The organism is Marinococcus halophilus (genome assembly GCF_900166605.1).
GTDB lineage: Bacteria > Bacillota > Bacilli > Bacillales > Marinococcaceae > Marinococcus > Marinococcus halophilus.
The window spans coordinates 190,097-216,814 of sequence record NZ_FVZD01000003.1 but is presented as its reverse complement, the minus strand read 5'-3'; the positions used below and the strand labels follow the sequence as shown (position 1 = coordinate 216,814).

The 26,718-nt window shown below is 42.9% G+C and carries 24 protein-coding genes and 1 pseudogene; 14 read left to right on the top strand and 11 right to left on the bottom strand.

Translation table 11 applies throughout. From position 1 onward, the window contains the following. Nucleotides 1-52: 52 nt before the first annotated feature. Genes B5066_RS01160 through B5066_RS01150 form a run of 3 tightly spaced genes read right to left on the bottom strand, consistent with a single transcriptional unit; the run spans nucleotide 53 to nucleotide 3,536 of the window. Nucleotides 53-640, bottom strand: coding sequence for a M20/M25/M40 family metallo-hydrolase (locus B5066_RS01160; RefSeq protein ID WP_079474129.1), 588 nt, complete (start codon nucleotides 638-640; stop codon nucleotides 53-55). 38 nt (nucleotides 641-678) lie between these two features. Continuing rightward, nucleotides 679-2,130 carry a CoA-acylating methylmalonate-semialdehyde dehydrogenase gene (locus B5066_RS01155; RefSeq protein WP_079474128.1) on the bottom strand — a complete coding sequence of 484 codons (1,452 nt, stop codon included), beginning with the start codon at nucleotides 2,128-2,130 and terminating at the stop codon, nucleotides 679-681. 53 nt (nucleotides 2,131-2,183) lie between these two features. Then, nucleotides 2,184-3,536, bottom strand: coding sequence for an aspartate aminotransferase family protein (locus B5066_RS01150; protein WP_079474127.1), 1,353 nt, complete (start codon nucleotides 3,534-3,536; stop codon nucleotides 2,184-2,186). 140 nt (nucleotides 3,537-3,676) lie between these two features. Between B5066_RS01150 and B5066_RS01145 the strand changes: the two genes are divergently transcribed. After that, the gene (locus B5066_RS01145; RefSeq protein WP_079474126.1) at nucleotides 3,677-5,305 is read left to right on the top strand and encodes a PucR family transcriptional regulator; all 1,629 of its coding nucleotides are present in this window, start codon (nucleotides 3,677-3,679) and stop codon (nucleotides 5,303-5,305) included. 329 nt (nucleotides 5,306-5,634) lie between these two features. On the opposite strand, the gene B5066_RS01140 is transcribed toward B5066_RS01145, so the two are convergent. The 4 genes from B5066_RS01140 to B5066_RS01125 form a co-directional block, all read right to left on the bottom strand. Next, a complete protein-coding gene (locus tag B5066_RS01140; protein WP_244897319.1) occupies nucleotides 5,635-7,161 on the bottom strand; it encodes an IS1182 family transposase in 1,527 nt (508 codons plus the stop codon). 132 nt (nucleotides 7,162-7,293) lie between these two features. Next, the gene (locus tag B5066_RS01135) at nucleotides 7,294-8,016 is read right to left on the bottom strand and encodes a GntR family transcriptional regulator (RefSeq protein ID WP_079474125.1); all 723 of its coding nucleotides are present in this window, start codon (nucleotides 8,014-8,016) and stop codon (nucleotides 7,294-7,296) included. Between the two features lie 17 nt (nucleotides 8,017-8,033). After that, nucleotides 8,034-9,056 (bottom strand): ADP-ribosylglycohydrolase family protein, encoded by a 1,023-nt coding sequence (locus tag B5066_RS01130; protein ID WP_079474124.1) that lies wholly within the window; start codon nucleotides 9,054-9,056, stop codon nucleotides 8,034-8,036. Between the two features lie 17 nt (nucleotides 9,057-9,073). Then, entirely contained in the window at nucleotides 9,074-10,060 is a 987-nt protein-coding gene (locus tag B5066_RS01125; protein ID WP_244897324.1) for a PTS transporter subunit EIIC, read from the bottom strand. A gap of 1 nt (nucleotide 10,061) precedes the next feature. Here B5066_RS01125 and B5066_RS01120 point away from each other — a divergent pair, with 1 nt between their 5' ends. The 6 genes from B5066_RS01120 (at nucleotide 10,062) to B5066_RS01095 (ending at nucleotide 16,460) form a co-directional block, all read left to right on the top strand. Beyond that, the gene (locus tag B5066_RS01120) at nucleotides 10,062-10,352 is read left to right on the top strand and encodes a hypothetical protein (protein ID WP_079474122.1); all 291 of its coding nucleotides are present in this window, start codon (nucleotides 10,062-10,064) and stop codon (nucleotides 10,350-10,352) included. Between the two features lie 298 nt (nucleotides 10,353-10,650). Then, on the top strand, nucleotides 10,651-11,877 hold the full coding sequence (gene dpaL, locus B5066_RS01115) for a diaminopropionate ammonia-lyase (protein WP_079474121.1): 1,227 nt from the start codon (nucleotides 10,651-10,653) through the stop codon (nucleotides 11,875-11,877). 194 nt (nucleotides 11,878-12,071) lie between these two features. Then, the gene (locus B5066_RS01110) at nucleotides 12,072-13,202 is read left to right on the top strand and encodes an ArgE/DapE family deacylase (protein ID WP_079474120.1); all 1,131 of its coding nucleotides are present in this window, start codon (nucleotides 12,072-12,074) and stop codon (nucleotides 13,200-13,202) included. Nucleotides 13,203-13,292: 90 nt separating this feature from the next. After that, a complete protein-coding gene (locus tag B5066_RS01105; RefSeq protein WP_244897318.1) occupies nucleotides 13,293-13,961 on the top strand; it encodes a GntR family transcriptional regulator in 669 nt (222 codons plus the stop codon). 35 nt (nucleotides 13,962-13,996) lie between these two features. Beyond that, nucleotides 13,997-15,154 (top strand): M24 family metallopeptidase, encoded by a 1,158-nt coding sequence (locus B5066_RS01100; RefSeq protein ID WP_079474119.1) that lies wholly within the window; start codon nucleotides 13,997-13,999, stop codon nucleotides 15,152-15,154. A gap of 397 nt (nucleotides 15,155-15,551) precedes the next feature. Then, nucleotides 15,552-16,460, top strand: a complete 909-nt coding sequence (locus B5066_RS01095) for a DMT family transporter (protein ID WP_079474118.1) — start codon at nucleotides 15,552-15,554, stop codon at nucleotides 16,458-16,460. An 838-nt stretch (nucleotides 16,461-17,298) separates the two neighbouring features. Here the strand turns inward: B5066_RS01095 and B5066_RS01090 are convergent. Continuing rightward, nucleotides 17,299-18,030: an SDR family NAD(P)-dependent oxidoreductase gene (locus B5066_RS01090; RefSeq protein ID WP_079474117.1), complete on the bottom strand. Its 732-nt coding sequence runs from the start codon at nucleotides 18,028-18,030 to the stop codon at nucleotides 17,299-17,301. Between the two features lie 148 nt (nucleotides 18,031-18,178). Between B5066_RS01090 and B5066_RS01085 the strand changes: the two genes are divergently transcribed. Next, a complete protein-coding gene (locus B5066_RS01085; protein WP_179124002.1) occupies nucleotides 18,179-18,691 on the top strand; it encodes a PadR family transcriptional regulator in 513 nt (170 codons plus the stop codon). Here B5066_RS01085 and B5066_RS01080 read toward each other — a convergent pair. Beyond that, nucleotides 18,688-19,458 (bottom strand): SDR family oxidoreductase, encoded by a 771-nt coding sequence (locus B5066_RS01080; protein ID WP_079474115.1) that lies wholly within the window; start codon nucleotides 19,456-19,458, stop codon nucleotides 18,688-18,690. The genes B5066_RS01085 and B5066_RS01080 overlap by 4 nt on opposite strands. 108 nt (nucleotides 19,459-19,566) lie before the next feature. Between B5066_RS01080 and B5066_RS01075 the strand changes: the two genes are divergently transcribed. The 5 genes and pseudogenes from B5066_RS01075 to folE all read left to right on the top strand — a co-directional run bounded on the left by B5066_RS01075 (nucleotide 19,567) and on the right by folE (nucleotide 23,391). After that, a complete protein-coding gene (locus tag B5066_RS01075; protein ID WP_179124001.1) occupies nucleotides 19,567-20,955 on the top strand; it encodes a DHA2 family efflux MFS transporter permease subunit in 1,389 nt (462 codons plus the stop codon). Between the two features lie 236 nt (nucleotides 20,956-21,191). After that, nucleotides 21,192-21,329, top strand: a complete 138-nt coding sequence (locus B5066_RS16640) for a hypothetical protein (RefSeq protein ID WP_179124000.1) — start codon at nucleotides 21,192-21,194, stop codon at nucleotides 21,327-21,329. A gap of 186 nt (nucleotides 21,330-21,515) precedes the next feature. Beyond that, the gene (locus tag B5066_RS01070; RefSeq protein ID WP_079474113.1) at nucleotides 21,516-21,995 is read left to right on the top strand and encodes a nucleoside deaminase; all 480 of its coding nucleotides are present in this window, start codon (nucleotides 21,516-21,518) and stop codon (nucleotides 21,993-21,995) included. A gap of 161 nt (nucleotides 21,996-22,156) precedes the next feature. After that, the gene (locus B5066_RS01065; RefSeq protein ID WP_079474112.1) at nucleotides 22,157-22,501 is read left to right on the top strand and encodes a YflT domain-containing protein; all 345 of its coding nucleotides are present in this window, start codon (nucleotides 22,157-22,159) and stop codon (nucleotides 22,499-22,501) included. Nucleotides 22,502-22,817: 316 nt separating this feature from the next. Further along, nucleotides 22,818-23,391, top strand: a pseudogene (gene folE, locus B5066_RS01060) (GTP cyclohydrolase I FolE). Between the two features lie 477 nt (nucleotides 23,392-23,868). On the opposite strand, the gene B5066_RS01050 reads toward folE, so the two are convergent. Continuing rightward, nucleotides 23,869-24,321: a ferritin-like domain-containing protein gene (locus tag B5066_RS01050; protein ID WP_079474110.1), complete on the bottom strand. Its 453-nt coding sequence runs from the start codon at nucleotides 24,319-24,321 to the stop codon at nucleotides 23,869-23,871. A 220-nt stretch (nucleotides 24,322-24,541) separates the two neighbouring features. Next, nucleotides 24,542-25,525 carry a formamidase gene (locus B5066_RS01045; RefSeq protein WP_079474109.1) on the bottom strand — a complete coding sequence of 328 codons (984 nt, stop codon included), beginning with the start codon at nucleotides 25,523-25,525 and terminating at the stop codon, nucleotides 24,542-24,544. 841 nt (nucleotides 25,526-26,366) lie between these two features. Here B5066_RS01045 and B5066_RS16635 point away from each other — a divergent pair. Beyond that, nucleotides 26,367-26,693, top strand: coding sequence for a hypothetical protein (locus tag B5066_RS16635; protein ID WP_179123999.1), 327 nt, complete (start codon nucleotides 26,367-26,369; stop codon nucleotides 26,691-26,693). The last annotated feature ends 25 nt before the right edge of the window (nucleotides 26,694-26,718 follow it).

Below are 26,718 nucleotides of genomic sequence, written 5' to 3'. Positions count from 1 at the left end.
TAAAAGCAGTTTCTTGTGCCAATATTGTCCCTCCACCATTAAAGTAATTAGTCTAATGAGAGTACTCTGTAAGAATGTTTTTCACAGTGTGATAATAAAAATTTGTGCCTTCAATAATGTCTTGTTCGGAGCTATATTCTAGTGGGTTATGACTAATCCCGTCTTTGCATCGCACAAAAATCATCCCGTAATCACATACTTTAGAGAGTGGCATAGCATCGTGAAACGGCCCGCTCATTAATTTCGTGGTTTTTATTTTCAAGTGCTCGGCTTGATTTGTCATGATATTTTGTATCCAATCGGCGCAGTATCGGGGCTCGCTATTAGTATCCTCTTGAATATCGAGTTCTAGATTGTGGTTGGAAGCTATTTTTTCTAATTCTATTCGTAACTCTCGCTCGCATTCATTTCTGCGCTCTAAATCAATATCACGCAGATCGATTGTAAAGCTTACTTCCTCTGGGATAATATTGCGGGAATTAGGGAAAACTTTAACGTGTCCGACTGTCCCTACTGTTGAAGCTGGCTGGCGTTTTTGTACTATAGTGTGCAATGCTTTTGTGGCTTCACTAGCGCCGAGGAAAGCGTCTTGACGAAGGTGCATAGGGACTGACCCTGCATGGTTAGATGTTCCCACCATATGGGTTGATCTTTATTTAAAGCCTAAATCATAAGACATTACCAGCGAGCGGTGACCACCTTCTTGCGGGTGTAGAACTCCACGCCGTCCTTGCCGTTCGCATGCAGATCACCGTAGAAGGAATCCTTCCAGCCGGAAAACGGGAAGAACGCCATCGGGGCCGGCACGCCCACATTGATGCCGAGCATCCCGGCGTCGATCGTTTCCCGGAATTCACGGACGCTGTGCCCGGAGCTCGTGAACAGGCAGGCACCGTTCGCAAACCGCGACTCGTTCGCCCAGGCAATGCCGGCGGTCAGGTCCGGCACGCGCACAATGGATAAGACCGGCGCGAAGATTTCGTCCTGCCAGATCGTCATCGTCTGCTGCACGTGGTCAAAGATGGTCGGACCGATAAAGTAGCCGTCCTTCGCCACCTCGTCCTCGCGGCCGTCGCGCACGAGCGTCGCGCCTTCTTCCACGCCCTTGTCAATGTAGGCCTTCGTTTTCTCGAGGTGGCCCTCGCGGATCACCGGCCCGAGGAACACGTCCTTCTCGCGGCCGTTGCCGATGGTGACGTCGTCGGCATACGCCTGGATCTTTGCCACCAGCTGGTCGGCGACGCTGTCCTGCACCGCGACGACGGAGGCGGCCATGCACCGCTCCCCGGCGGAGCCGAAGGCGGCGTTTAAAATCTGCCAGGCGGCGTTATCCAGATCCGCATCCTCCATGACGAGGGTGTGGTTTTTCGCCCCGGCGAGCGCCTGGACGCGCTTGCCGTGCGCCGTGCCGGTGGTATACACGTACTCGGCGACCGGCTGGGAGCCCACAAAGGAAATCGCCGGCACACCGTCGTGCTCGAGCAGGCCGTTCACGACGTCATGCGCGCCGTGCACCACCGACAGGACGCCCTTCGGGAGTCCCGCTTCCTCGAACAGCTCGGCGAGCCGGTTCGCCAGCATCGGCGTCCGCTCGGACGGCTTCATCACGAACGTGTTGCCGCAGGCGATCGCGAGCGGAAACATCCAGCACGGCACCATCATCGGGAAGTTGAACGGGGTGATGCCGCCGACCACACCGATCGGGTAGCGGTACATCCCGGACTCGATGTTGGTGGCAATGTCCGGCAGCTGGTCGCCCATCATAAGCGTCGGGGCCCCGGCGGCAAATTCCACGCATTCGATCCCGCGCTGCACTTCGCCTTTGGCTTCCTTCAGGTTTTTGCCGTTTTCGAGCGTAATGATCTCGGCCAGCTCGTCCCAGTGGCGGATGAGCAGCTGCTGGTAGGCAAACAGGATACGGGCCCGCTGCGGGACGGGCTTTTGGGACCAGTCGCGGTACGCCGCCTGGGACGCCTTCACGGCCTCATCCACTTCGTCCTTGGAGGAAAGCGGGACGTGGGCGATCACTTCACTGGTGGCCGGGTTGTACACCTTGTCGGTGGCGGACCGGGACTCCACCCATTCGCCGCTGATAAAATTCTTTAAGGTCGTTACTGCTTGTTCCTTCATCATATCGCTTCCTTTTCATTATTAGTTTAGAAGTAGTACCCTATTTCAAAAAACTAAAGTTCTGTATTAAAGCCTTTATCAATTTTTTCTACAATTGCCTCAAGATCTTTGTCTGAAATAGATAAGGGAGGAGCTAATGTGATAATATTATTGAAATCTTTGACAGTATCTCCATTTTTGCCAACAATCAAGCCTGCTGACTTACAATTTGCAATAATAGAAGCTACTACTTCGTTAGAAGCAGGAATTTTTGTTTCTTTATCTGCTACAATTTCAAAGCCAAATAGCAAACCTTGATGACGAATGTCACCTACATTTTGATGTTCTTCTAAAAAAGAAAGTTTGGACCGTAATTTATTACCAAGTTCATTTGAGCGTTCTGGGAGGTTTTCTTCTTCCATAATTTCTAAATTTCTCAAAGCTACCTCACAAGCGGCAGGATTTCCACCAAACGTATTAACATGACGAAAATGAGCGTCTTCCTCTTCAGTGGCAAAAGCTTGATAAATTTCTTCTTTAACTGCGGTAGCAGCTAAGGGCAAATATCCACTAGTTATTCCTTTAGCCATAGAAACAATATCGGGTTGAACATCGAAGTGCTGATAACCGAATTTCTTTCCAGTGCGACCGAAGCCACAAATAACTTCATCTATAATTAGTAAAATTCCATATCGTTGGCATATTTCTTGTACTTTTTTTACGTAAGAAGGGTGAGGAATAAGAATACCGCCGCCTGTAATTATCGGTTCCATAATGAAGCCCGCTACTGTTTCAGGACGCTCGTATCGTATAGTTGCTTCTAATTTCTCTGCACAGATTATGCTCCATTCTTCAAATGTATATTCAGGAGGTTTTCGGTATTCGTCAGGTGCTTCAACGTGGATAAAGCCAGGAGCTAACGGCTCATACATATATTTTCGTTGAGACTGTCCTGTAGCTGATAGGGCCGCAAATGTATTTCCATGATAAGAACGGTACCGGGAGATGAACTTGTAACGTCCTGGTTTAGAATTTTGATGGTAGTACTGTCTAGCAATTTTAAAAGCAGTTTCGTTAGCTTCAGAACCGCTATTCGAGAAGAAAATTTTATAATGACCTTCAAGCCACTCGTTTAATTTTTCTGAAAGCTTAATGGCTGGGAGATGGCTGCTAGAGAGTGGATAATAAGGTAAAGTATTCATTTGATTCTTGGCTGCCTCTGCTAATTCTTCTCTTCCATAGCCAACGTTTACGCACCATAGTCCAGACATACCGTCTAAATATTTGTTCTCTTCAATATCAGTTATCCAAGCATTTTGAGCACTTTTAACAATCATAGTGTTTTGGTTTTTTTTGTAGGGTTTTAAGTGATGCCACACGTATTTTTGATCTTTGTCATAAAAATTTGAATGAGTATTAGTATTCATATTGTCCTCCTAAGTATATTTTTAATTTTAGAAAGCGTTTACAAAAATGGCTTATGAATTTAATGTAAAATATATGTAGTGAAAATTCATTAGTCACAGTGTAAAAAAATTATAATTATTACTTAACATTTGGAGGTCTTATGAATTCGATAACTGTGAATGAAATATTGAAAAATAATTTATTTAAAAAAGCTGAGATCGTTTCGGGAAAGGAAGGATTGGAAAAGAGAGTACGTTGGGTTCATATTATGGAAGTTACTGATTTTTCGTCTTTACTTGACGGTCAAGAAATGATATTAACTACTGGCATAGGATTAAGTAATAGTGAAGTCTCTCCACAAGAGTACCTAGAGCAGCTAATAAAAAAAGAAATTTCATGTATATGCATAGAGTTGGGGACCTACGTTAATGAAGTAGATGCTAAAATGATTGATTTATCTAACAAATATTCCTTACCTATTATTATATTTAAAGAAGAAGTTAAATTTGTAGAAATTACGCAATCTATTAATTCTTTATTGATAAATCGTCATTATAATAATCTAAAGAAGTTAGACAGTTTGTCTCAACAATTCCAATCTTTTGCGGCAGTTCCAAATGGGTATGTGAAGGTTATTAAATGTTTACATGATTATATTAAATTTCCTACAGTATATATTTCTACTAATAATGATATACTCTTTTTTCCTGAATCAGAAAGGAAAGAATGGGAAACATATATTTCAAAAATTCAAGAATTAAACGACCATAATACAAAAAGTATTGATATTAATTTTAGGAATAAAAGAATAGTTTTGAAACGAATAGAAGTTCTAAATCAATTATGGGGAACCTTAGCGATAATAATACCTATAGAAGAACCTAATGAATTAATTAACTTAATGTTAGATAGAGCTTCTATGACTATTAGCAATCAACTATTATATAATAGATTCCAAGAAGAAAAAAAATTACACGAGGAACAAGCATGGGTTAATGAGATTATACATCAAAATATTACTGACGAGGCAACAGCTCGAGCTCAATTAGGCACCTTGAATATAGATAGAAATAAAATAAATTATTTTGTTTTCACGTTAGAAGGTCAAGTGTCAAAAAAGAATTTTGATAATTTTTCTTCAAACAATGCTTACTACCATTTGGCTTTAGTGTTAAGAAACTATTTCAAACAAAAGGGGTATTATCCTTTTATCAATCAAATGAAAGATTCCCAATTTGTAGCCATCATATTAAACTTCGAGTCTAGTAGTATTAATAAGACTGAACTATTAGATATAGAAAGTTTTCTTGAGAAAAATACAAATGAATTTATTAATTATGAATACGGAATCAGTCAAATATACCACCAATTAATTGAAGCAAGTAATGCTTATAAAGAAACCACACAAGTAATTCAAACGGAGCGAATGCTTCAAAATCAAGAAGTAAATCTTTCTCCTTTTTTCAGTGATCTAGGAGCCTACCAGATGCTATACAATTTAAAAGATAATTACGATATTAGCGAGTTTGTAACAGAACAGTTAGGGTCGACGTTTTGGAAGGAATTAAATAAGAATCCCTATCTATATAACACACTTCGTGAATACCTAAGGTGCCAATGTGTAAAGAAAGATACGGCCAAAAAACTATATATTGCTCGACAAACTTTATATTATCGCTTAGAAAAAATTGAAAATTCCTTAGGGTATAAAATAAAAGATAATTATCAAAAAAGATTAGGCTTGGAATTAGCTATCTTGTTTTCTGATATGTTGTCAACGAAAAAATAATTATGCATTATATTACTGCTTTTCCTTGGGGCCAGGGGTCTCAAAGAAAATCTTTTTACAATAATTGAGGTTATAAGTATTGGTTTCTGTATTATTAATCTGCTTAACATTCGCATTCACTTTCCAAAATCGAGCTCCTGACGACGATGGTGCGCCTAAGGATCCGAGAGCGCGAACTAGGCACAGGCGAATAATATTGATAAGGCTGGGAGGGAAGGGGAGAGAAGAGGCGGCTGTGGGAGAAATAAGAAGCTCAGAACTATATCCAGCTATCGAACGCCAGGATGATCACCTACGCCACGCTCGAGCAGTCCCTAGCCGAGGAACGATCAGTGGGTGACCACAAGATGTCTTCCATCGAGCAGCAGCTCTGGGATTATATGATCTAAAACCAAGCAGAGGCGCACAGCCTCTGCTTGGTTCAGATTGTAGACAAAGGCCTCCGAAATCCATTTTCGGAGGCCTTTGTTATGCCGTCGAGAGACAAAAGAAGCCTCCCAAGGGCAAGCACACGTCTGTCGCCACCGCCAGGTGGCGAGTTTTTTGAGGTTCATCGCCGCATAAACAAGCATCGCCTGCGCGGTGTTTCGTGCCCCTCCGGCGAGGAGCGTCCAGCGCAAGCCATGCTTTTGTTTGAGATCTGCAAAAACCCGTTCGATGGTTTCTTTTCGTTCCGCATAGGTCCTCCGGTTCCACGGGGTGTGCCGAAGGTGTTCAGCTTCGTCCAGATCGTCCTGCCAGACGTGGCGGAGGATCACCTTCCGGTGATCCCGGCTTTGGGTGCAGGTCTCGAGCAGCGGGCAGGACTGACAAATGACGGGATCTGAGGCATACTCCTGATAGCCCTCCCGATTCGTGGTGCGGTAGCGCAGGGCCTGATGTTCGGGACAGAGATACGCGTCCAGATAGGCATCATACACAAAGTCCTGTTTGCGCAAACGCCCCGGCGGGCCCTTGGGCCGGGTATAAGGCATCACCGGGCGAATCGCCTGCTCGCGAAGCAGGTGAGCAATCGCCGGGGTTTTATAGCCGGCATCCACCGCGACGGCGTATGGCCGGCCCGCCCGGGCCGTCACCTGGGCCAGCAGTTCATGAAAGATCCGGCTGTCATGCACGTTGGCTCCGGTCACGATCGCTCCGAGCACAAACCCGTGCCGATCGCAGGCGGTGTGCCAGCTGTAGGCAAACATCTTCTCGCGTTCATCTTTCACGTAATAGCCGCTGTCAGGATCCGTCGTGCTTTGTTTGACCTCCCGTCCGCCCGGTTCGCGGCGGGCGGGAGGCAGGGGCTTTTTTCCGTGGACCTCGCGGTCCCGGTGAATTTCGGCGTCCAGTTGATCCTGGTAGGCCCGGGCTTCGGCCGCCAACTGAACCCGATCAAATTTTTTCTTGTTGGCGTTCGCTTTCACGTGGGTGGCATCGATATAAAAGACGGATGGATCCACAAAGCCGGCGGCCACGGCTTCTCCCAGCACCCGTTCAAACATCGCTTCGAACAACCCGCTGTCCCGAAACCGGCGCGTGTAGTTTTTGCCAAAGGTGGAGAAATGCGGCACGGGCTCCAGGAGATCCAAACCGAGGAACCATCGGTAGGCCACATTCGTTTCGATCTCCCGAACGGTCTGACGCATGGAGCGAATGCCGAACAAATACTGGAGCAGCACCATTTTCATCAACCGGACCGGGTCAATACTCGGCCGGCCGATGGGGGCATAGAGGGACGCAACTTCGTCGTAAATAAAGGAAAAATCCAGCGCGGCCTCGATCTGGCGGACCAGGTGGTCCGCGGGCACTAACTGATCCAACTGAATGGTCGCTTCCCGATAACGAGCTTCTTCCGTATTCCGCCTCATCATGCGCCATAACCCCTTTCCAAGCTATTTCTTTTTATCATAGCATAAAAAAACTGCCGACACGCTCTCAATTTAGAGCCATTGTCGACAGTCTGCGGTGGTTCATATATGAAACCACCGTTCAAGTTGTGCTCTTTACTCTCCTTCCAATTCAACATGATATTTGTACCGATCCGCACGGTAATAGATTTCCGCAAATTCGATACCCTCGTGATGATCAAAAGAACACCGTTCGATATAAAGTAATGTCGCATGTTCTTCTAACTCCAATTGGTCCTGTAGCATGGAGGTGGCACTCATGGCTTCAATAGTTTCATTAGCTGTGGTTAAGCGAATATTATGCTCTCGGAGTACCTGATAGAGAGACGCTTGGGGAGAGGCCATGTCGTTTTGAGTGATTTCCGCTTTATCGATAGGAATAAAGGAGCGATGAAACCCTACTTTTTCTCCGTTTATGATGCGCAAGCGTTCAATTTTGTACACTTGAACATCTTCACGCAAATGTAATTTCGTCACCACTTGGAGAGGCGCATCCACAATGTCGAAGGATACTAATTCGGAAAGAGCGTCTCGATTCAAGTTGTCTTCACTAAAGCTTGAAATTTTCTTTAATTGTAGCCCGTGTTTGGTGTTCATCACAATGGTTCCAATGCCCGAATGTTTTTTAACATAGCCATTGGTTTGTAAAATGTCCATCGCCCGACGGATCGTGATACGGCTTACCCCGTACATGTTTTGCAATGCTGGCTCGGAAGGCAAAATATCGCCCTCATGATATTCGTTATGAATAATTTTTTGAAGCAATTCATTATAAATTTGCTTATACAGGGGCTCGTTCGTTTTCGTAGAGTCAATCATAGTAACCTCTTCCAGTCTTATGATATTCGAGAAGCAAGCCGCTGAGCTAGGCTTATGACGTTGAAATCATTTGCCTTCTCGATGAAGTCTATCATATCATAAAATTCCCTGTTTTTCTCACTCATAGCCCCGACGATGGCGCCGACAATGGTGGCTATCGTATCTGTGTCATACCCGATGTTCACCGCATCGATAACCGCTTGTTGAGCATTTCCGCGATTTGCTTTGATAATCCCAAACGCACATGGAACCGCTTCGGAGACATGTAAGCCGCTTCCGATCAGTTGATAGAGTTTTAACAGATTTTCTTCTTTAGAACCAGGTTTATCGACGATATCAAAAGCCAATTTCATTCGTTCAATGACGCTGGCTCCAGCTACGGTTCGGCTAATTTGTTTTCCTAAACGCTCGCCCTCGATAGCCCCATATAACCCCGCTTCCAAGACCTCGTCAAAGGTGATTCCTTCTTTTAAAGAAGCACTAACGGCTGAAGCAACGGCACTAGCTCCAGATATAGCTAAATGATTGTCATGCGTCACTCTCGTGATCGTGATGGCATCTTGGATGGCTGCATCTTGATGACCAGGATGAAATAAGCCTGCTGGAGAAATTTTCATGGCAGCCCCGTTGGTGGCTTTTGATGCATAATCAACGATAACCGCGCCTTCAAGGGGCTGCATTTCTTGTTTTTCGCCTTTGTACATGGCAATAGCGCTTTTCGTAGTAGGCCCGGCAAAACGGTTAAAGTAGATGGGCATGTTGGACCACTTGATCATGGCCTGTTTCACGATTTCGGTAGTAATGATTTGTTCTTTCGTTTCCAAAACCTCTTGGAGAATCAGATAAATTTGGGAAAAATCGTCCGTAACTTGACCTGGTTCATTCCCTAAAGCAAAGGCGGTGTCACCTGGCTTTTGGAATTCCGTGACCTGTCCATGAAATGTTTCTCGAATTTGATGAAACGTAAGGTTTTCAGTGGCGGCTCCCATCGCGTCCCCCATGGCTGCGTAAGCGAGACTCCCTAGAATGTTCTTTTCCATAATAATCTTCTCCTTTTTTATTCTTCTTCCATATTGTTGGATTCTTTAAATCCAAGGATCAACGTCAAAATCATCGCGGAAATAAATGAAATAGTTAATCCAACGATATACGCCCACAAGGTAGGCCCGGCGAAAGCTGGAATGGTTGTCAGTCCTCCAAAAACAAAAGCATATCCGACCACGTTAAAGAAGCCCATAAATGCGCCGCCAATAGCTGCGCCCACACATCCAGCAATTAATGGTGTTTTTAATTTAACGCCCAGACCATAAATGGCTGGTTCCACGATACCGGATAAAAACACCGAGGTGATGGAGGTAATGGAAAATGATTGGAGAGTTTTGCTTTTGCTTCGTAAAAAGACGGCAAACGCTGCACCAGCCATACCGAAATTAGCATTGGCGGCATAGGCGATAATACTTGATTCTCCCGTGGAGGCAATGTTCGGAATAACGACGGTGGTATTTGGAGCCCAGTGAATGCCAAACATGATGAATATGTTCCAAATACCTCCAATGATAGCTCCGGCGACAACACTATTTGACGAAATGATGAGATCAACACCTTGCGCCGATAAAATACTCAAGTAGTTGCCGATAGGTCCAATGACGATCGCCACTAACGGTACCAACAGGAATAATAAGACCGTCGGGATAACCACCATGTGCAAACTTTGCACCAATTTTCCTTTCATGAAGTGTTCTAATTTCGATTGAATCCATACTGTTAGGATAGCCGGTATGACTTGGCCACTGTAATCAAAAATGGGTACTGGAACGCCCATATAACTAATGGATTCCGTTTCGTTTTCTACTAGAGCTAAAAAATCAGGCATCAATAATGCTCCCATGATCGCTAACGCAATATAAGGGCTGGGTTTAAATCGTCTCGCCGCTGTAATCGCGACAAGCAACGGAAGAAATTGAAAAACGGAAGTAGCAGCCAAGGTCAGGATTAAGTTCGTATTACTATCTTCATTCAAAATACCAACCTGGGTGGCTAAAATCGTGAACCCTCGTAATAAACCGGCACCAGCAAATAAGGGTAATAAAGGAGTAATTATCGAAGATGATTTTAAAACATTTTATTTGAACCGTATGAAAAAGAGAATTCGATTGACCGTACTTTTTAGTGTCTTTACCGGTGCAGCTCTTATATTACAACTCATTAACCCTCCTTTTTTTCGTTTGATTATATATACCGCCATGTACGCTTTTTTAATTGCTCTTGGTGAAGTGATTTCTTTTAACTCCCAAGTGAAACAAGAATATCGAAGTAATGCTTCTTTAAAAATATGAACAAAAGTATCAAGCAATGAGCAAGGACTTCGTATGACACAAAAGAAGCTGATATAAAAACAATTCATTGAACAGAGGTATATAAAAAAAGAAAATTGCCGGACATGTTTTTAATTTATATGTCAAAAAACTATGCGTTTGTCATTCCAGAACGGTTTTTAGCTTCTACCTAAGACGTTTCGACGTTTCTGAATATTTTATATAAGCAGGTATATGTTTCTAATAGTTGAAAAAAATATTACATGTGATATATTACATTATACATACACTTAAGTTATATCGATCAGGAGCGAATAACATGAAAAAAACGACCGAAGCGTATTCGTACGTAACAAATAAAAATGTTTCTTCCACTACACATGAAGACTTGGCTTATTTTTCTGCAGAGAAAATCGGCAAAGTCTGGCGATTCCAACAAACTCATAAAAAATATACAAACACTCCGCTTTATTCGTTACGCCATCTGGCAAACTATCTTGGTGTAAAAGATATTAAAGTGAAAGATGAATCGACACGTTTTGGCTTAAATGCTTTTAAAGTCATGGGAGGTATTTATGCCGTCGCTAAATATTTAGCTGAGCTTTTAGATAAAGATGTTGATAACCTTTCCTTTGAAGAGCTGCAATCAGCAGAAACACGAAATGCCCTTGGAGACATTACATTTATTACGGCGACAGACGGGAATCACGGACGCGGATTGGCATGGGCAGCTAGAGAACTAGGCCAGGAAGCTGCCATATATATGCCCAAAGGATCGCAGCCATCTCGATTGGAGGCTATTCAAAATGAAGGAGCATTTGCTGAAATAACAGAGTTAAATTACGATGCGACTGTACGAATGGCTGCAAGACTGGCGAAAGAAAACGATTGGGTAATGGTTCAAGACACGGCATGGGAAGGTTACGAGAAAATCCCTCTCTGGATCATGCAGGGCTACGCGTCGATAGCACATGAAATTGTCCAAGAAATGGATAAAACAGATGAACCAGCACCCACCCATGTTTTCCTTCAAGCAGGTGTGGGTTCATTTGCTGCAGGGATTGCAAGCTATTTGAAGCAACATTATCAAGGTCAAGCGCCTAAAATTATTGTGGTGGAACCGGACAAAGCAGAATGCTATTATCGTTCTTTTTTAAATACTCATAATGAAATGGAAATAGTAGAAGGAGAAATGGATACCATCATGGCTGGTTTGGCTTGTGGAGAGCCGAGCAGTATTGCGTTCCGGCTCTTGAGCCATTATGCTGCTGCTTCGTATTCATGTGGTGACAGCATCGCAGCTTTAGGGATGAGGATTTTAGGTAACCCCCTTCAGGGTGACCCACGAATTATTTCAGGAGAATCAGGGGCGGTACCACTTGGATTACTGTATCGCTTGCGCACGAAGGAACGAGATAAAACATGCGAAGCGATTAACCTGGATCAGGATGCCAGAGTGTTAATTATCAGCACCGAAGGTGATACAGATCAACAGCATTACAGGAACATCGTCTGGAATGGTTGGTTTCCAAATGAGTGCATCTAATAATTATAAGACTACTTCTGCCATTATTAAAAATATTGATCGGTTTTGAGAAACAGCCAATAACTTTTTCTAAATATCGTCCTTTTATCCGGAAATATGGCCATTGTCTTTATACCTGAAAGGGCGTTTCTTTTTCATAATCACTTTGTGCCGTCAAATTGTTGAATGTCCTTATGATTTAAAGGAGGAGCCAGATGACTAGCGAGAAAATATTACGTTTATTGCAAGAATTAATACAAATTCCGTCTGTTAATCCCGGTTTATGCCCGCAGGAAGGTTATAACGAAGAAAAAATTGCAATATATATTGTAGATTGGTTGACCGCCAATGGCATAAAAGCTCGCTTGGAATATATAGAAGGTTCACGTCCTAATGTTGTTGCAGAAGTGGGTGAAGATGATGGGCCTACATTGTGTTTGTGTGCCCACTTAGACACAGTTAGCGCTATGGGAATGGAAATCGATCCCTTTGATCCAAGATTAGAGGCAGGACGTGTTTACGGGAGAGGGAGCTGTGATATGAAAGCTGGTATAGCGGCGATTATGGGTGTAGCCGTTGACATAGCCGAAGAAGGAAAAATAAATGGTAAATTAATCGTGGCCTTAGTTTGTGATGAAGAGTACAAAAGCATCGGAGCAGAGCATTTTGTATCGAAATATAATGCTGATGCATGCATTATCACAGAACCTACGGATATGAAGCTGGTAGCTGCACACAAAGGCTTTTTGTGGGGGAAAATTGCTACACACGGAAAGAGTGCTCACGGAAGCAGGTGGGATTTAGGGCAAAGTGCTATCACGAAAATGGGGCCTATTATTACAGCCCTGGGTCAATTTGATAAGAGTATATTACGCAATAAAACGCATGATTTATTAGGGCCGGCCTCTATGCATGTAAGCCTTATTGATGGAGGAACTGAAATATCCACCTATGCTGCCACTAGTGAGATGCATTTTGAACGAAGAACACTGCCATCGGAAGAATATCAACACACCACCAATGAAATAGAAAGCGTAATAAAAGACGTGGATGAATGGGCTCATATCAATTGGGTATTTGAACGAAAACCATCTGTATGCTCTTTAGATGAATTCATTGTTCAAACAGCTTCTTCGTCTTTTCAAAAATTAATAGGAGAGAAACCAGAGGTAGTAGGATGGGATTTCTGGACAGACGCAGCTGTTTTTCAACAACGGGGTATTCCTTCTATCAATTTGGGCCCTGTTGGTTATGGTTTGCACGAACCCGTTGAATGGGTCGAATTTGATTCTGTGCTTCAAATTCAACGAGTCTTGGTGGATACAGCTAAACGTTTTTTGAAATAAATCTAGTTGCTGAGGTTTTTAGTGAAGACTGGCTCATTCGTTTCGTAATCGCTCATACTACGTCATGTCTAATAATAGGAGTGCATTAAAATGGTGAAGAATGAAGGAATGAAGATAAAACGCACATTCATGCGAGATGAAGCATACAGTATTCTTCGTGAATGGATTATGATTGGAAAGCTTGAGCCTGGTTTTAAGCTTAGAGACCAAGAGCTTTCTGACATGTTAGGAATTAGTCGTACACCGGTTAGAGAAGCTTTGCTGCGGTTAGAAGATGAGGGGTTGGTTGTTACTTATGCTAACCGTTGGACTTTAGTGGCCTCTATTAACCTTGAAGAAGCTGAGCACATTTATCCTATTGTCCAATCATTAGAAAACTTAGCCGTTGAACAAGGGTTCAATTATTTCTCCGCTAAAACCATTGAAAAACTTAAAATGCAAAACGAAGATTTTAAAATAAAGATTAAAAGTGGAGATAAATTTGCTGCTCTACAAGCAGATAATGATTTTCACCATACTATTGTGGAGTTAGCAGCAAACCCGGAACTCACTAAATTACTAACAAATTTAAAAACAAAAGTGCAACGCATGGAGATCCATTATTTTAGTGAGGTGGATAATAGTCTTGAATCTTATGACGAACATGAAAAAGTAATTGAGGCCTTGAAAAGTAATGATAAAACTTCAATTAAAAAAACGGTGAGCGCTAATTGGGAAAATAGCTTACAAAGGATTCGCCAAACTCAAGGTTCTGAATAATCGAGTGATTGTTAAGGAAGGGAAGCATAGACTATATGGAGGAACTAAACTTTACAGAAACCGACATTCGTCAACGAGTACTCAATTGTCAAAAAAAGTTGAAACAAGAAGAATACACCGGTCTTATCCTTTCCGCAGAACCTAATATTAATTACTACTCTGGCTTCCGAACTCATGCGCCCTGGAGTACTATGGCTAGGCCGATATTTCTATTTATAGGTCACACGGGTCTTCCAATTCTCTATGTTCATGTATTTCAATACCCAGAGGCGAAAATGATCGCCAAAGGATGCGAGGTCCGCTATTATGAAAATTTATTTAGTGCCATAGAATCGGAATTGGCAGGGATCATGCAGGAATTAGATATGGCGAAGGGGAAAGTTGGCGTTGAAAAAGGGAAGGAACAATTGATTGGTTTTAATGTAAATGTGTATGAAACGTTAAAAAAGAATTTACCTCAAGCGACATTTTTTGATGCTTCTAAACTGATATGGAGTCAAAGAATGATAAAGTCAGAAAAAGAAATTAATTGCATAAAACGAGCCTGCGATGCCACAAGTTACGCCCATGAGCAAACCTTCGCTGCTATTCAACCAGGGATGACAGAATGGGAAATAGCTCGTTTGGCCCAACAATATATGTTAGAGGGAGGAGCAGACTATCCAGGGTTTGTTCTGATCACTTCAGGTGCAGGTAATTACGATCGTTTAAGCAAAACAGCAACCGAACGTGCGCTTTCCAAGGGAGACTTTATTTTTTTAGATCTTGGAGCCAAATACAATGGCTACTGGTCAGATTTCAGCCGTACAGGTTTTTTGGGCAAGAAAGATGAGCAGCGCAATTTTTATCAAGACAAAGTACATGAAGTAACCATGAATACCATAGAACATATAAGCCCGGGGGTGCCTATGACGGAGATAGTAGATATATGTACTACTGAAATAAGAAAAGCAGGTATTTCCACCAATTTTGAGTGTGGCCGGCTGGGACATGGCATGGGTCTCATGAGTACTGAGCCTCCGTCTATTATGAAAGAGGACAACGCGATTTTAGAGGAAGGAATGATTATTAATTTAGAGCCAGGAATAGTCAATGAGCTTGGGGCTTTCATTCTGGAAGAAGACCTTGTGATTACGAAAAATGGTTGTGAAATTTTATCCGGGGCGAATAGAAATGTTCATTTTATTGTATAGTATAAAAATTATTATGACTTATCTGGGCAAATGTATAAGTTAATAATGACTATTCCTCAGTTTTTGAGTACTCATGGTAGGGGGAGGCAAGTCTCTACTAAATTTAAAGTGATCCCAACAAAGGAAAAAACGCCTATGCGGGCACGATACGAACTCTCGCTAGACTGTTGTCATGTCTCTTGGTAAATGGTCTTATGTTATTATAATAATATATGTACGAATCAACTTTTTCGACTTTAATAGAATAGGTAAGGGGCGTACATCAACGGATGCTAAATGCCTTTAAATTTAGCTAAGGATAGAAGGGTCCGATCTTGGCATTTTTTATGATGTTATGAAAAGCACCTAAAGTTGATCCTAAAAAATTTCAATAATCAAACTGGAAAGGCTCAAAACAATGAAAAAATATCTTTTTTTATTGGGCATTAGTCTCATGTGGGCTTCCCAATTTTATTTCGCCGAACAAGTATTAGACACGGTGGAGCCGATGGCCTTGGCGGCAATTCGTTCGACGATAGGAGCATGCACGTTAACGTTACTTGCGATACTTCTCCCTCATTCTTCAGCTCCAGTGAAAACAGGCCTTCGCTGGCGTCGTTATACTTTATATGTTGTTATCGCTTTACTAGAAGCGGTGTTACCTTTCTTTTTAGTTGCCTGGGGTCAAAACCAGGTGAATAGTAGCCTAGCCTCTATTCTTATTGGGACCACTCCTTTATGGACAGTGTTGATTGTATGGCTATTATTTCGAGAACGGTTACATCGAAATCAAGCGTTCGGAGTCATGCTTGGTTTTATTGGAGTCATGATTATTTTCATTCCCCGTATTAGTTATGCTGAGGCAACAATCTTCTCTGGCGAAACCGCTGGACTGGTAGCTCTTTTGATGGCTGCTGTTAGTTATGCTAGCGCCCTTATTTTGATGCAATATCTTCCGACGGCCTCGGTTGTTCTGTCCATGCGAAATATTTTATGGTGCGCTGTCATTCTCTTATGGCCAGCGGTGTTAGTTATGGATAATTCTTGGCCAAGGCTCTATCCGGCGGATCTTCTCCCCTTATTCATTATAGGTATTTTTCAAACAGGACTCGTGTATTGGTTGTATACGCTTCTAGTTCACAGAGAAGGACCGGTGTTTGCTTCGTTTTCGAACTATTTGGTGCCCTTAGTGGGGATAGTTCTCGGTTCGTTTTTTTTGAATGAAAGCATAACAATATCGATGATCATTGGTGTTATCGTTGTTATTGGTTCAATAATGTTAAGCCGCACACAACCTTACTATTCTTCGTACAACGACAAAATTTAAAGTTCATTTTTCATGATGCTAACGGCAAAATTAAGCTAAACAATAAGAAGCTTATGCGCAAAATGAAATCTTAGTTTTCCGGGTAGTCCATAGTCAGTCTCGGAAACAGCCGCCCACGACTAAGGAAAAGCCTAAGAAGGCGCTGACGATACTCGTGCAAAACATTCAAGCCTGGGGTGGGGGGTTATAACTACTGGCGTAGGGGTCAACATCCAAGCCGTAAACTTGGCCGGTCGATCAACTAAAACGCCTGTACCGGCTCATGAAAATTTACGGTTTTAGGCTGTTGTGGAAAGCTACGACCTAAAAAGCGGTTTGTTCTTGTTCGGGGTATCCCGAGGTTTGAATAACGGTCCCCATGAAAATTTTTTTAAATCACTGAAATTCGAGGAATAATACCTGCCGGATTCGTTTTATATCATTTAGAACAACCTAGTGGAAGCGACTCATCGCTATATTGAATTTTGCAACCAGTAGCAATACCAGGAATATTTAAACGGCTTATTTCCGTTGGATTACCGGAATAAGCCGCTTAAAAGTTTTACTTGCTCTCATTTCTATTTAAAAGGGGGCAGTTTAATAATAAGAAGGTCGTTGTTTTTATAATTTTAGAAGCCTAATGATGCGATTCATTTACTGTTAATCGTTCCTTTAATCAATCAACTGTTGTTATAATTTCGATTTATTTTAATAGCATTCATTAAATAGCATAAATTATAAAAGCAACCGATGGCTCGCAAGGATCCGCCGGTTGCTTTTAGTGCTAGCCAAGTACTGACAAAAGAAAACATATGTTAACTCTAATATATTTAATGTAATTGGAACAGAATAAAGGGAATTATTGGGATGTGAAGCCACCATCAATGACCAGTTCAGCCCCGGTAATAAAGCTCGCTTCCTCCGAAGCTAAGAACAAGACCGCTTGCCCGACTTCTCGGGGTTTTCCTAAACGTCCAAGGGGAGTTGCTCCCACCAGTCGTTGAAGCGTTTCTTGAGATTCCTGCAATCCTTTTGTCATCGGCGTTTCAATCACCCCGGGAAATACGGCATTGACACGAATACCACTGGACCCATATTGCACACTGGCAGCCCGAGAGATGGCTCGTACCGCTCCTTTAGAAGCAGTGTAGACATTCAGTCCCATGCCGACCTGAGCGGTGTAACTAGAAATGTTCACAACGGCACCTTGTTGATGTTTTTTCATATAAGGGACCACGTGCTTCATTCCGGCAAAAGCGCCGAAGCCATTGATGTTCATCATTGTTTCCCAATCAGCTGCCTCTATTTCTTCGATGGTTTTCTCACTGGAAATACCAGCGTTATTAACCAGGACATCAATGCGCTGATACTTTTGATAAACGTCATCAGCTAATTGCCGCCAGTGTTCTTCGTTGGAAACATCCATATATCTAGCGTCAATGCCTTCTTTAGATAAGTCGTTCAGCCTCTGCTCACTCACATCTGCCGCGATGACTGTAGCTCCTTCGGCCTGAAACATGAAAGCCATTTCTTTTCCCATACCCGAAGCTCCGCCTGTAATCATAACTACTTTATTAGCAAATCGTTCCATTGTACCTTCTCCTTCATGTATCATCGTTTATGATAGTTTAAAAGCAATGTTAAACATTCTTTGGCTCGTCATTAGTTTTTCGGTTGATCCTTTCCCAATAGAATTCAGTATAACAAGATACGAACAAACGAAAAGGAGAGCAACATCAATGGCAATAAAAATTCTTATTTTGGGGCTTTTAGAGAATAACCCCTCTCATCCCTATGAAATGAAACAACGGTTGCAACAGCATGGATGGGACCAAATTTTCTCCCTCACAGATGGCAATCTTTATCATGCTACCCGGCAGCTACAAAAACACGAATACATTCAAGCCGTGAAAAGTGAGAAAAACAACAAGCGGCCGAGCCGCACCATTTATCAAATAACTGCGGCTGGGTTCGAGCATCTGCAAACGAGTATTCTCGAGGTGTTTCAGCAACGACGAGATGAGGCAAAGGCGTTATATCCAGCCTTATTGTATATTCATCTTGTTCCTATAGAGCCGGTGAAACAAGCGATTCAAACGTGGATCGAAGAACTGGAAATGGTTGAGCGACAGCACAACAAGTTAAAAGGTTCTATACCTGAACTAATAGCGGATCATTATATTTCTCACCACCAATTTCAAAAAAATTGGTTAGGAAGAGTACAGCAAGTACTTGAGGAGGGTAAGCTCTAATAGGCAGACCAGCCTCCATCCGCTGGAATAACGGCTCCATTAAGAAATGAAGCATGGTCCGATCCTAAAAATAAAGCAATATGAGCGATCTCCTCCGATGTGCCTGCTCGTGGCATTAGATTCAATCCTTTGGTAGCTGCTTTCATTCCGTAGGTATCTGGCGTTTTTCCGCTTTGGGTGATAGCTGTGGGCACTTGACTGGGAGCAATGGCATTGGCTCGTATATGTTGATCAGCATAATGGGCTGCTATATTTTTAGTCATGCCGACCACAGCATGCTTGGAAGCCGTGTAGGCTAAGCCGCTTCGACCTCCAGTAAGTCCTGTAATCGAAGCCATATTTACGATTACGCCTTGTTGCTGCTGTTGGAACAGCTCCAGCATTTTTCTGGTCACACGCATCGTGCCTGTCACGTTAACATTGAAGACGTGTTCCCATGTATCGTCGGGAACACGGTCTGCGGCCTCCATGTTATCCATAACGCCGGCATTATTAATCAGAATATCGATACCGCCAAAATGCTCATAAGCGTTAGTGATAGCGTGCTGCACATCGTTCTCGACGGTCGAATTCATTGGGAGAGTCTGAATCATCGATGGGCCGTATGTTTGGGCAAATGCTTCTTGTGTTTCCCGTAACGCCTGCTCATTGATGTCGGCCAACACGATGTTAGCTTTTGCTTGTCCATAGGCTTCACCAATGGCTCTGCCAATGCCATTAGCTCCGCCGGTAATAAATACAACTTTTCCTTCAAGGTCGGGGTACATAGGACTTCTCCTTTCGTCTTGTTTCCCTTAAAATTAACATATATTATATACTTTGCGCAAAGTATATAATATATTAGACTGAATATGAGCAATAGTTTGAGGTGTATGATGAAACAACAGAAATGGACCGTATGGACGGTTGTTAGTATCAATTTTCTTTTCTTGCTTAACCAATTTTTGCTGATTACAGCTTTCCCTACCATCATGCAGGAATTTCAGGTTAATGCTACCGAAGTTCAATGGTTAACCACTGCTTTTTTACTGACGGCGGCCATCATGATTCCTATTAATGGCTATTTCGTGGATCGCTTTACGCTCCGATTCTTGGTATTCGTATCGCTTGCTTGTTTTTTTGTGGGAACGGTGGCTGGTATTTTGGCCCCGTCCTTTCTACTATTAGTCGTGGCACGGATTATTCAAGCAATTGGCGCTGGCATTATGCTCCCGCTGGCCCAAACGGTGCTTCTATTGGTTTATTCATCGGAGAGACGCGGCCAGGCCATGGGTATTTTAGGATTGGTCATGAACGTAGCACCGGCGATAGGGCCGGCAATGTCCGGTTTGATCATTGATCTCTGGGATTGGCGCATATTGTTTTGGATGATTTTGCTCCCGCTTGTAGGATTAATAGTTATTACTTATTTGTTCCTCCAAAATATAACAGAAACAAAAGCAGCTCAATTCGACGTGTTCTCGTTTATCCTATCAAGTATCGGTTTTGTCGCCTTCTTATTAGGTGTAAGTATGATTAATATGTATTCCTTCGAGGACTTGCGGGTGATAGGTACGATCGGTTTAGGCGCCGGGGCGTTTGTATGGTTCGGGTATCGCCAACTCCGTCTTTCCATTCCTTTGCTTAATATAAAGGTCTTTGCTTATGGTCCGTTTTTATTCGCTACTCTGTCGATATTTTTGATCTCGTTGTTATTACTCTCCGCCGAAACGTTAATCCCATTATTTGCCCAAAGTGTTCAGGGACTATCTGCTTTTACCTCGGGCATGATTCTGATGCCAGGGACGTTCCTGCTGGCTTTATTTTCTTGGATTAGTGGCCTTTTATATGATCGTTACGGCAGAAAGGTGATTGGCGTGGGTTTCGTTCCTCTTTTGATTTCGGTCGTGATGTTTAGTTTGTTTCAGCCAACGACCTCCTTTCTCACCGTCACTGTTGCATTCATGTTTTTCATGTTAGGTATCAGCATCACTATGATGCCTCAGGTGGCATTTGCGATGAACCATTTACCAGCTTCTATCATGCCTCACGGGACAGCGGTGATTAATGCTCTTCGTCAATTTGCCATGGCGATTGGGGTAACAGCGTTGACGACTATTGTAACGGTTTCCAGTCAGGGGCAGGATCATTTATATGAAGGCACGAGAAATGCGTTTTTGACCATGGCTGTATTAGGTGTAATATCATTGGCCTTTTTTGTAGTTAGTAATAAAGGGAATAACAAGAGGGGGACTAGCAAGAATCGTCAGAGGCATGATGTTTAAGATATTGTTAGCTTCCCTGATAGAAAACAATGCCTCTTAAAAGAGTCATTACAAGCATATTGCTAACGGGAGGGGGTAAAAGATGGCTTGCACGACGACGATACAGTACTCTTTATAAAGCGAAAAACGGTGTTTCTATAATATTTTGCTGCGAAGAGAGAAACGTATAATCACGTCCGAGTTTTAAAGGGGCCCCTAGATTACCAGCCGAAGGATCCTTATGAGGAGGGATAATGATGGAAGAGTACCTGGGGCAGTGCAGCGTTTGTGGTAAAGAAATCTACTGCAGGGATGGTTTCTTTGAAGGTGTACATGAAGGTGGGCGTCTGTATTGCTTTGAATGTTTTAAGCAATTACGACAGCACTCGGTTTAGAACGTAACCAAGGGTATACCAATCTTAAAATGTGCTTCTAAGCGGCTTCCTCTGCAATCAAAAAGTTAACTTCTCGGAGAAGTATTTGCGATTGTTTTCTATCAGAGGCCTAAATGAGAAGTCTACAGGGTATAAGAATTTGAGCTTTGAAAGGTTTTCAATTGATAAACAAAGGAGAGGAGCACCATGGATCCTATTCATCGAACAATCCAATTAGCCGAACAAAATGTCGAACGCGGAGGCCGTCCTTTTGCTTGTGTCATTATGAAGGGTGACAAGCTTGTGGCTGAAAGTACTAATCAAGCGGCTCAAACGGATGATCCGACCGCCCATGCCGAAATATTGGCGATTCGGGAGGCCTGTCAAAAAGAACAGACCGAGCATTTAACAGATTGCACGATTTACATTTTGGCTAGCCCTTGTCCCATGTGTTTAGGGGCCATTTATTACTGTAGTCCCGAAAACGTTGTATACGTGGTCTCAAGAGAAGAATACGAACCTTTCTACCGGGACGATCGCAAATATTTTGAGTTAGACAATTTTTATGAAGAATACTGTAAATCCATGAATGAACGACGCCTCCCAGTCCAAAAACACTTTCTTCAAGCAGGTGTAGACGTCTACAAGCAATGGAATCAAAAACATGGCACCAAATACGCTACGTAATATCATCTTATGAATAAACAAGTCTTAAGAAATAATGATTAATGACGAAACCGAATGAGTATTAAAATCAAGACGTTGATTAAGGATTACCCTTAGGGAGGTTTGACGCGTATGCGTTCCCGGACCAGTGAAGATATTATCTTTGAGGAGGCTATTTGACGATGAAACCCTATGTACGCGAATACACGAACGACGAACAAATTCAGCACGATGTGCAAACATTGGCGAATAAAGGCATTGATCGCAACGATATGTACGTCATGAGCCATGACGACGACCGGACGGATCGAATTGCGGGTAGTGTGCATGCTAACGAACCCACCGATGATGAGCTTAATGTTGATTTGGCAAATCGTTTCTCCAAAAAAGGAGACGAGTTGCGCTATAAACTGCAAGAACTTGGTTTCAGCAGTCAGGAAGCAGAAGATCTGGAAGACGAGCTCGATGAGGGCAAAGTATTGTTAATGGTTCAGGGTGATCGAAACCCAGACGAGCTCTTAAAATAGAACAATGTAGTCCAGGCTGGCTTCTTGAAAAGAAGCTAGCCTATTTGTATGTATATTTGCATAAAGCTACTTGCCTAATAGAACGTTAGTTAAGTATCTTCAACCGCCAAACTTTAATAGTGACTGTTGCGGAAAATATCCTGGAGGAAAAGTAGAAAATTGTGCTTAACCGATAACCTCCTGAAGGTTCATTAAGCATTAGTATGAAAAACTTCGTTCCAAGCATTATTATGGTTTTGTGTTACCACTAAACGTATGTTACTTTACAATGATAACTGAAGGATTGTATAAAGGGGTACGAAAGGAAAGTGGTTGTATGAACAGCTTTGATCACGAAAAAATTAAACAAGGCGTCCAATTACTACTTGAAGGGATAGGGGAGGACCCCCGGCGGGAAGGCCTGTTGGAAACTCCGGACCGGGTCTCTCGTTTTTATAAGGAAATCTTTTCGGGTTTAAATAAACCCTCTCATACCTACTTGGACACAAGCTTTACTGACGATCACGAAGAACTAGTGCTCGTGAAAGACATCTCTTTTTTTTTCCGTATGTGAACACCATCTTGTTCCATTCTTTGGCCAAGCACATGTGGCTTACATTCCGAAAGAGGGAGAGGTTACGGGGCTTAGCAAACTCGCAAGAACTGTGGAAGCGGTCGCTCAGAAGCCCCAGCTCCAAGAACGAATGACCTACACCATCGCTAACAATATCATGTCGGTACTCCAACCACACGGGGTCATGGTGATTTTAGAAGCGGAACATCTGTGTATGGCTATGAGAGGCGTTAAAAAACCGGGCGCTGTAACCGTCACTTCTGCCGTTCGAGGCCATTTTGCTCAGGAGCTGGCAGCACGACAAGAAGTTCTTGAGTTAATTAGACATCACAAATAGGGGGCGGTGCTACCTGGATGGAGAGCGCAGCGATGTAGGTTGGGCATATATGAAGATTACAATGAAACGAAGAATAGGCAGAATCTCTACGTTAAGCTTGGAAGGCACGTTCAAGAAAAGCGGGTGATATCATCGCTATGGAACGTAGCATCGCCCGTCGTGAAAGTTAGATCCTGTCTACTTTTTGGCCTTTTAACCGTGAAACAAAGGGGGGGAAGCAAAGGAGAAGAAGGGGGAAGAGAGAAAAAAGAAGGCTCGTTAGAAGCAATGGATATGATGATGAAAAAACGCCAAGTCGGCACAGACTTGACGTTTTTTTTCCTTAATTTTACAAGGGTACATATGAGAATACGTTGATGATATCGTCGTTTGCTATAGAAAGCTATAGAAGACCAACAATGTTATTTTCCTGCATTTACTATGAGAAGTTCGAAACGGGGGCTCGATTACTATCTTTCGTTTTTCTTACGAAAAGAATTAAGAGCTCCGGAAATCTTCAAGCATTCGTTCGATTTGTTCTTTATGGCCGGTTTCATCATCAATCAGATCGTCCAATTGATTTTGGAGTTCGATCATTCCTAATTCTTCCGCCTGTTGTCGACGTTCCATATACCGATTAATGGTCGCTGCTTCGGCGTCTCGAGCGGCTTCCAACATCTCTTGAACGTTAAAAGTTTGTTGAACGGCTGCGGGTTCTGTTACCGGTGTTCCGCCGAGCGTTCGAATCTTGGCGGCTAGATATTGAGCGTGCCCTTGTTCATCCCCGATCTCGGCTTCGAAAAAACTCCGCAGCATTGGGGTATGAATCCCCGAAACTACCGCCGCGTAATTCGTGTACATGATGGCGGAGGCGTATTCGTTCGCCAAATCAACATTGAGCCCATCAATCAGTTTTTGTACCTTTGGATCAAACTGTCGTACTTGTACCATTCGCTTTTCCTCCTTAATGCATTAATCATTCTTTCCTTTTATACCCGGAGAGTGGGCAAGGCTACACATAATTAATCCATAAAAGCTTTGCCCGAACAATTTTTCAATGATCAAATATTCTTCACATGGGTGAAAATTTAAAGATCGCTGAGGCCCATGCTAAGAACTGCTTGGTCATCAGCGACGTTGCTTCTCGTTGGGCCTAACGATAAAGCAATGGCTAATAGCTTCGTGGAGAAGGAAAACCGTAACGACTGCCATCCGTATGCTGCACGTCGTTTTCCCATGGCAATCGATACGTACCGTTTTTTAAATCGTTCATGTACGTATAAGGGGCATCGGTCACTCCTTGCTCCACGGCCACGTACCCACGATGGCCTAATTGATATATATTGTTTTCCACGCCCCAGTGGACACGAGCTTCTTGGGCTAAATCAGGACGAATTTCTCCGGTGATAATCTCATCTGCTCGATTTCCCCCCTGCGTGGTGACGGTGCCTTCGAAATCGACGATCATTGCGTCTCCCATTGAATCATTTACCCCGTCCGTCCCGCACATAGCCACCGAGGCAGTAAAAGCCAAGTTAGTAAAGGCGTTAGCTCGATTCGTAATTTCCCAGGATTGTTGAATTGGAGGAGTGTAACCAGCTGTTCGTAAAATAACATTAGCGCCTTTATAGGCCAATTCTCGACTTACCTCTGGAAACATTCCATCATGGCAAATGGCGAGACCTAAAACACTGCCATTGGGGCCCTGGCAAACAGGCAGACCGGTGTCTCCTGGTTCCCAAGGCTCTGCAGGTACCCAGGGGTGCAGCTTGCGATAGTGTAATTGAATGACACCATGATTATCAATAATAAGACCGGTGTTGTATGGATTTCCATCTGGATTCACTTCCATAATGGAAAAACAGGCCCATTGATTGGTTCGACGACAACTTTCCTGTAGTTGCTGAACTTCAGGGCCGTCAACGCTACACATTAATTCTTTGCTCGTATCCATGGAGAGTCCGTGAAGCATATATTCTGGAAAAACAACAAGATCAATGGGGGCAATAAATTGTTTCGCTTTTTCCATCATGTCACAAACTTTTTGTGTTTGTTGTTGAAGATCTTCCTTCGAATGGATCGTGGGAAGGTCAAGCTGAACCAAGCCCACAACAACGCCATTTGGGGTTTTATTTAAGCCACCTAAACCATTCATGAAACTCCTCCTTATTTGGGATAATAAATATATACGCTCTTGGGTCAAAACTTCTCTGGTTTTTGGACATGATCTTACACCCTGTGTTTTTCCTCTCTATGGTTGATTCAAACCAATACTCTCCAAAACAAAAAGCGTGGAGCAGCGACATAAGTTCTTATACCTTAAGTCCCTTATAAGATGTAACGACTTTGTATTTATTTTTATCTTTAGCATTTACCCCTCTCTCTAACATTTCTAAGACAATTCATTCATGGACCACAGATAATGACGAATTGCGATAGAAGCTCTTGGATCAGTTGGTGAAGAGAAGGTACAAAGTACGGGCAAACTCTTAGCATTTGGCCCTATATTAGAACCATTATGTATCCTCGGGATTTTCAGTTAGCTGCTTAACAAAAACATCGATTGCTTTAGTATAGAAAACCATTTGAGGTATTGCTAAAGAAAATACACGTTTTAAAGGGAAATTCTTTGCTTTAAGAACTACTACTTTATTTAAGGATAATTCATTGTTTAATAATATTGCTCAACCATCAGAAGAATTTGACTTTTCAGCAAAAATGGTTTTTAAAGATCTCAATTGCTGAAGGTGAATGTCCATGTTTGTCTCCTTTGTCAAAAGAAATTATTGTTGAGATTATACGATGAGAATGCCAACATGGGTTCAAACAATCTCGATTTTCAGGGACTGCAAGACCACGGTTGTTAGTCCAGGGGTCATGGCTCGTAGTTGGTCGACGTTGTATATACTGGCGTAGTATTGCACAATCAGTCCGTCGACGGTCGCAACCAATAAAGAAGCTCCGTAAGAGGTGTGAAGCATAGGATACTCCCTTGTTTGATCCAAGTGTTCCAGTTTGGTTTGAAGGCACTGAACCATGTACTGAAAGGATCGGTTAAAGGTGCCTGGATCCATGGTTTGACCCGAATAGTGTCGGAGGACCAGTTGAATATCCGCGAGATGTTGGTCATTATACGTCCAGGAATCATACAAGAATTGTTCGATAAAGTGTTCCACGGTGGTACTCTGGTTATCATCAATGGCTTTGACATAATCGTGCTCGAGCTGCTGCAGGACACGCTCACTATCGCAAGGCTGATCATTAAGGCTCATAAAGGCCCTCCTTTATTAAAGGTGATTGTTGTTGGCTATGCTAATGTGTGAGTCAATCACTTTTGGAGCTTGTCCT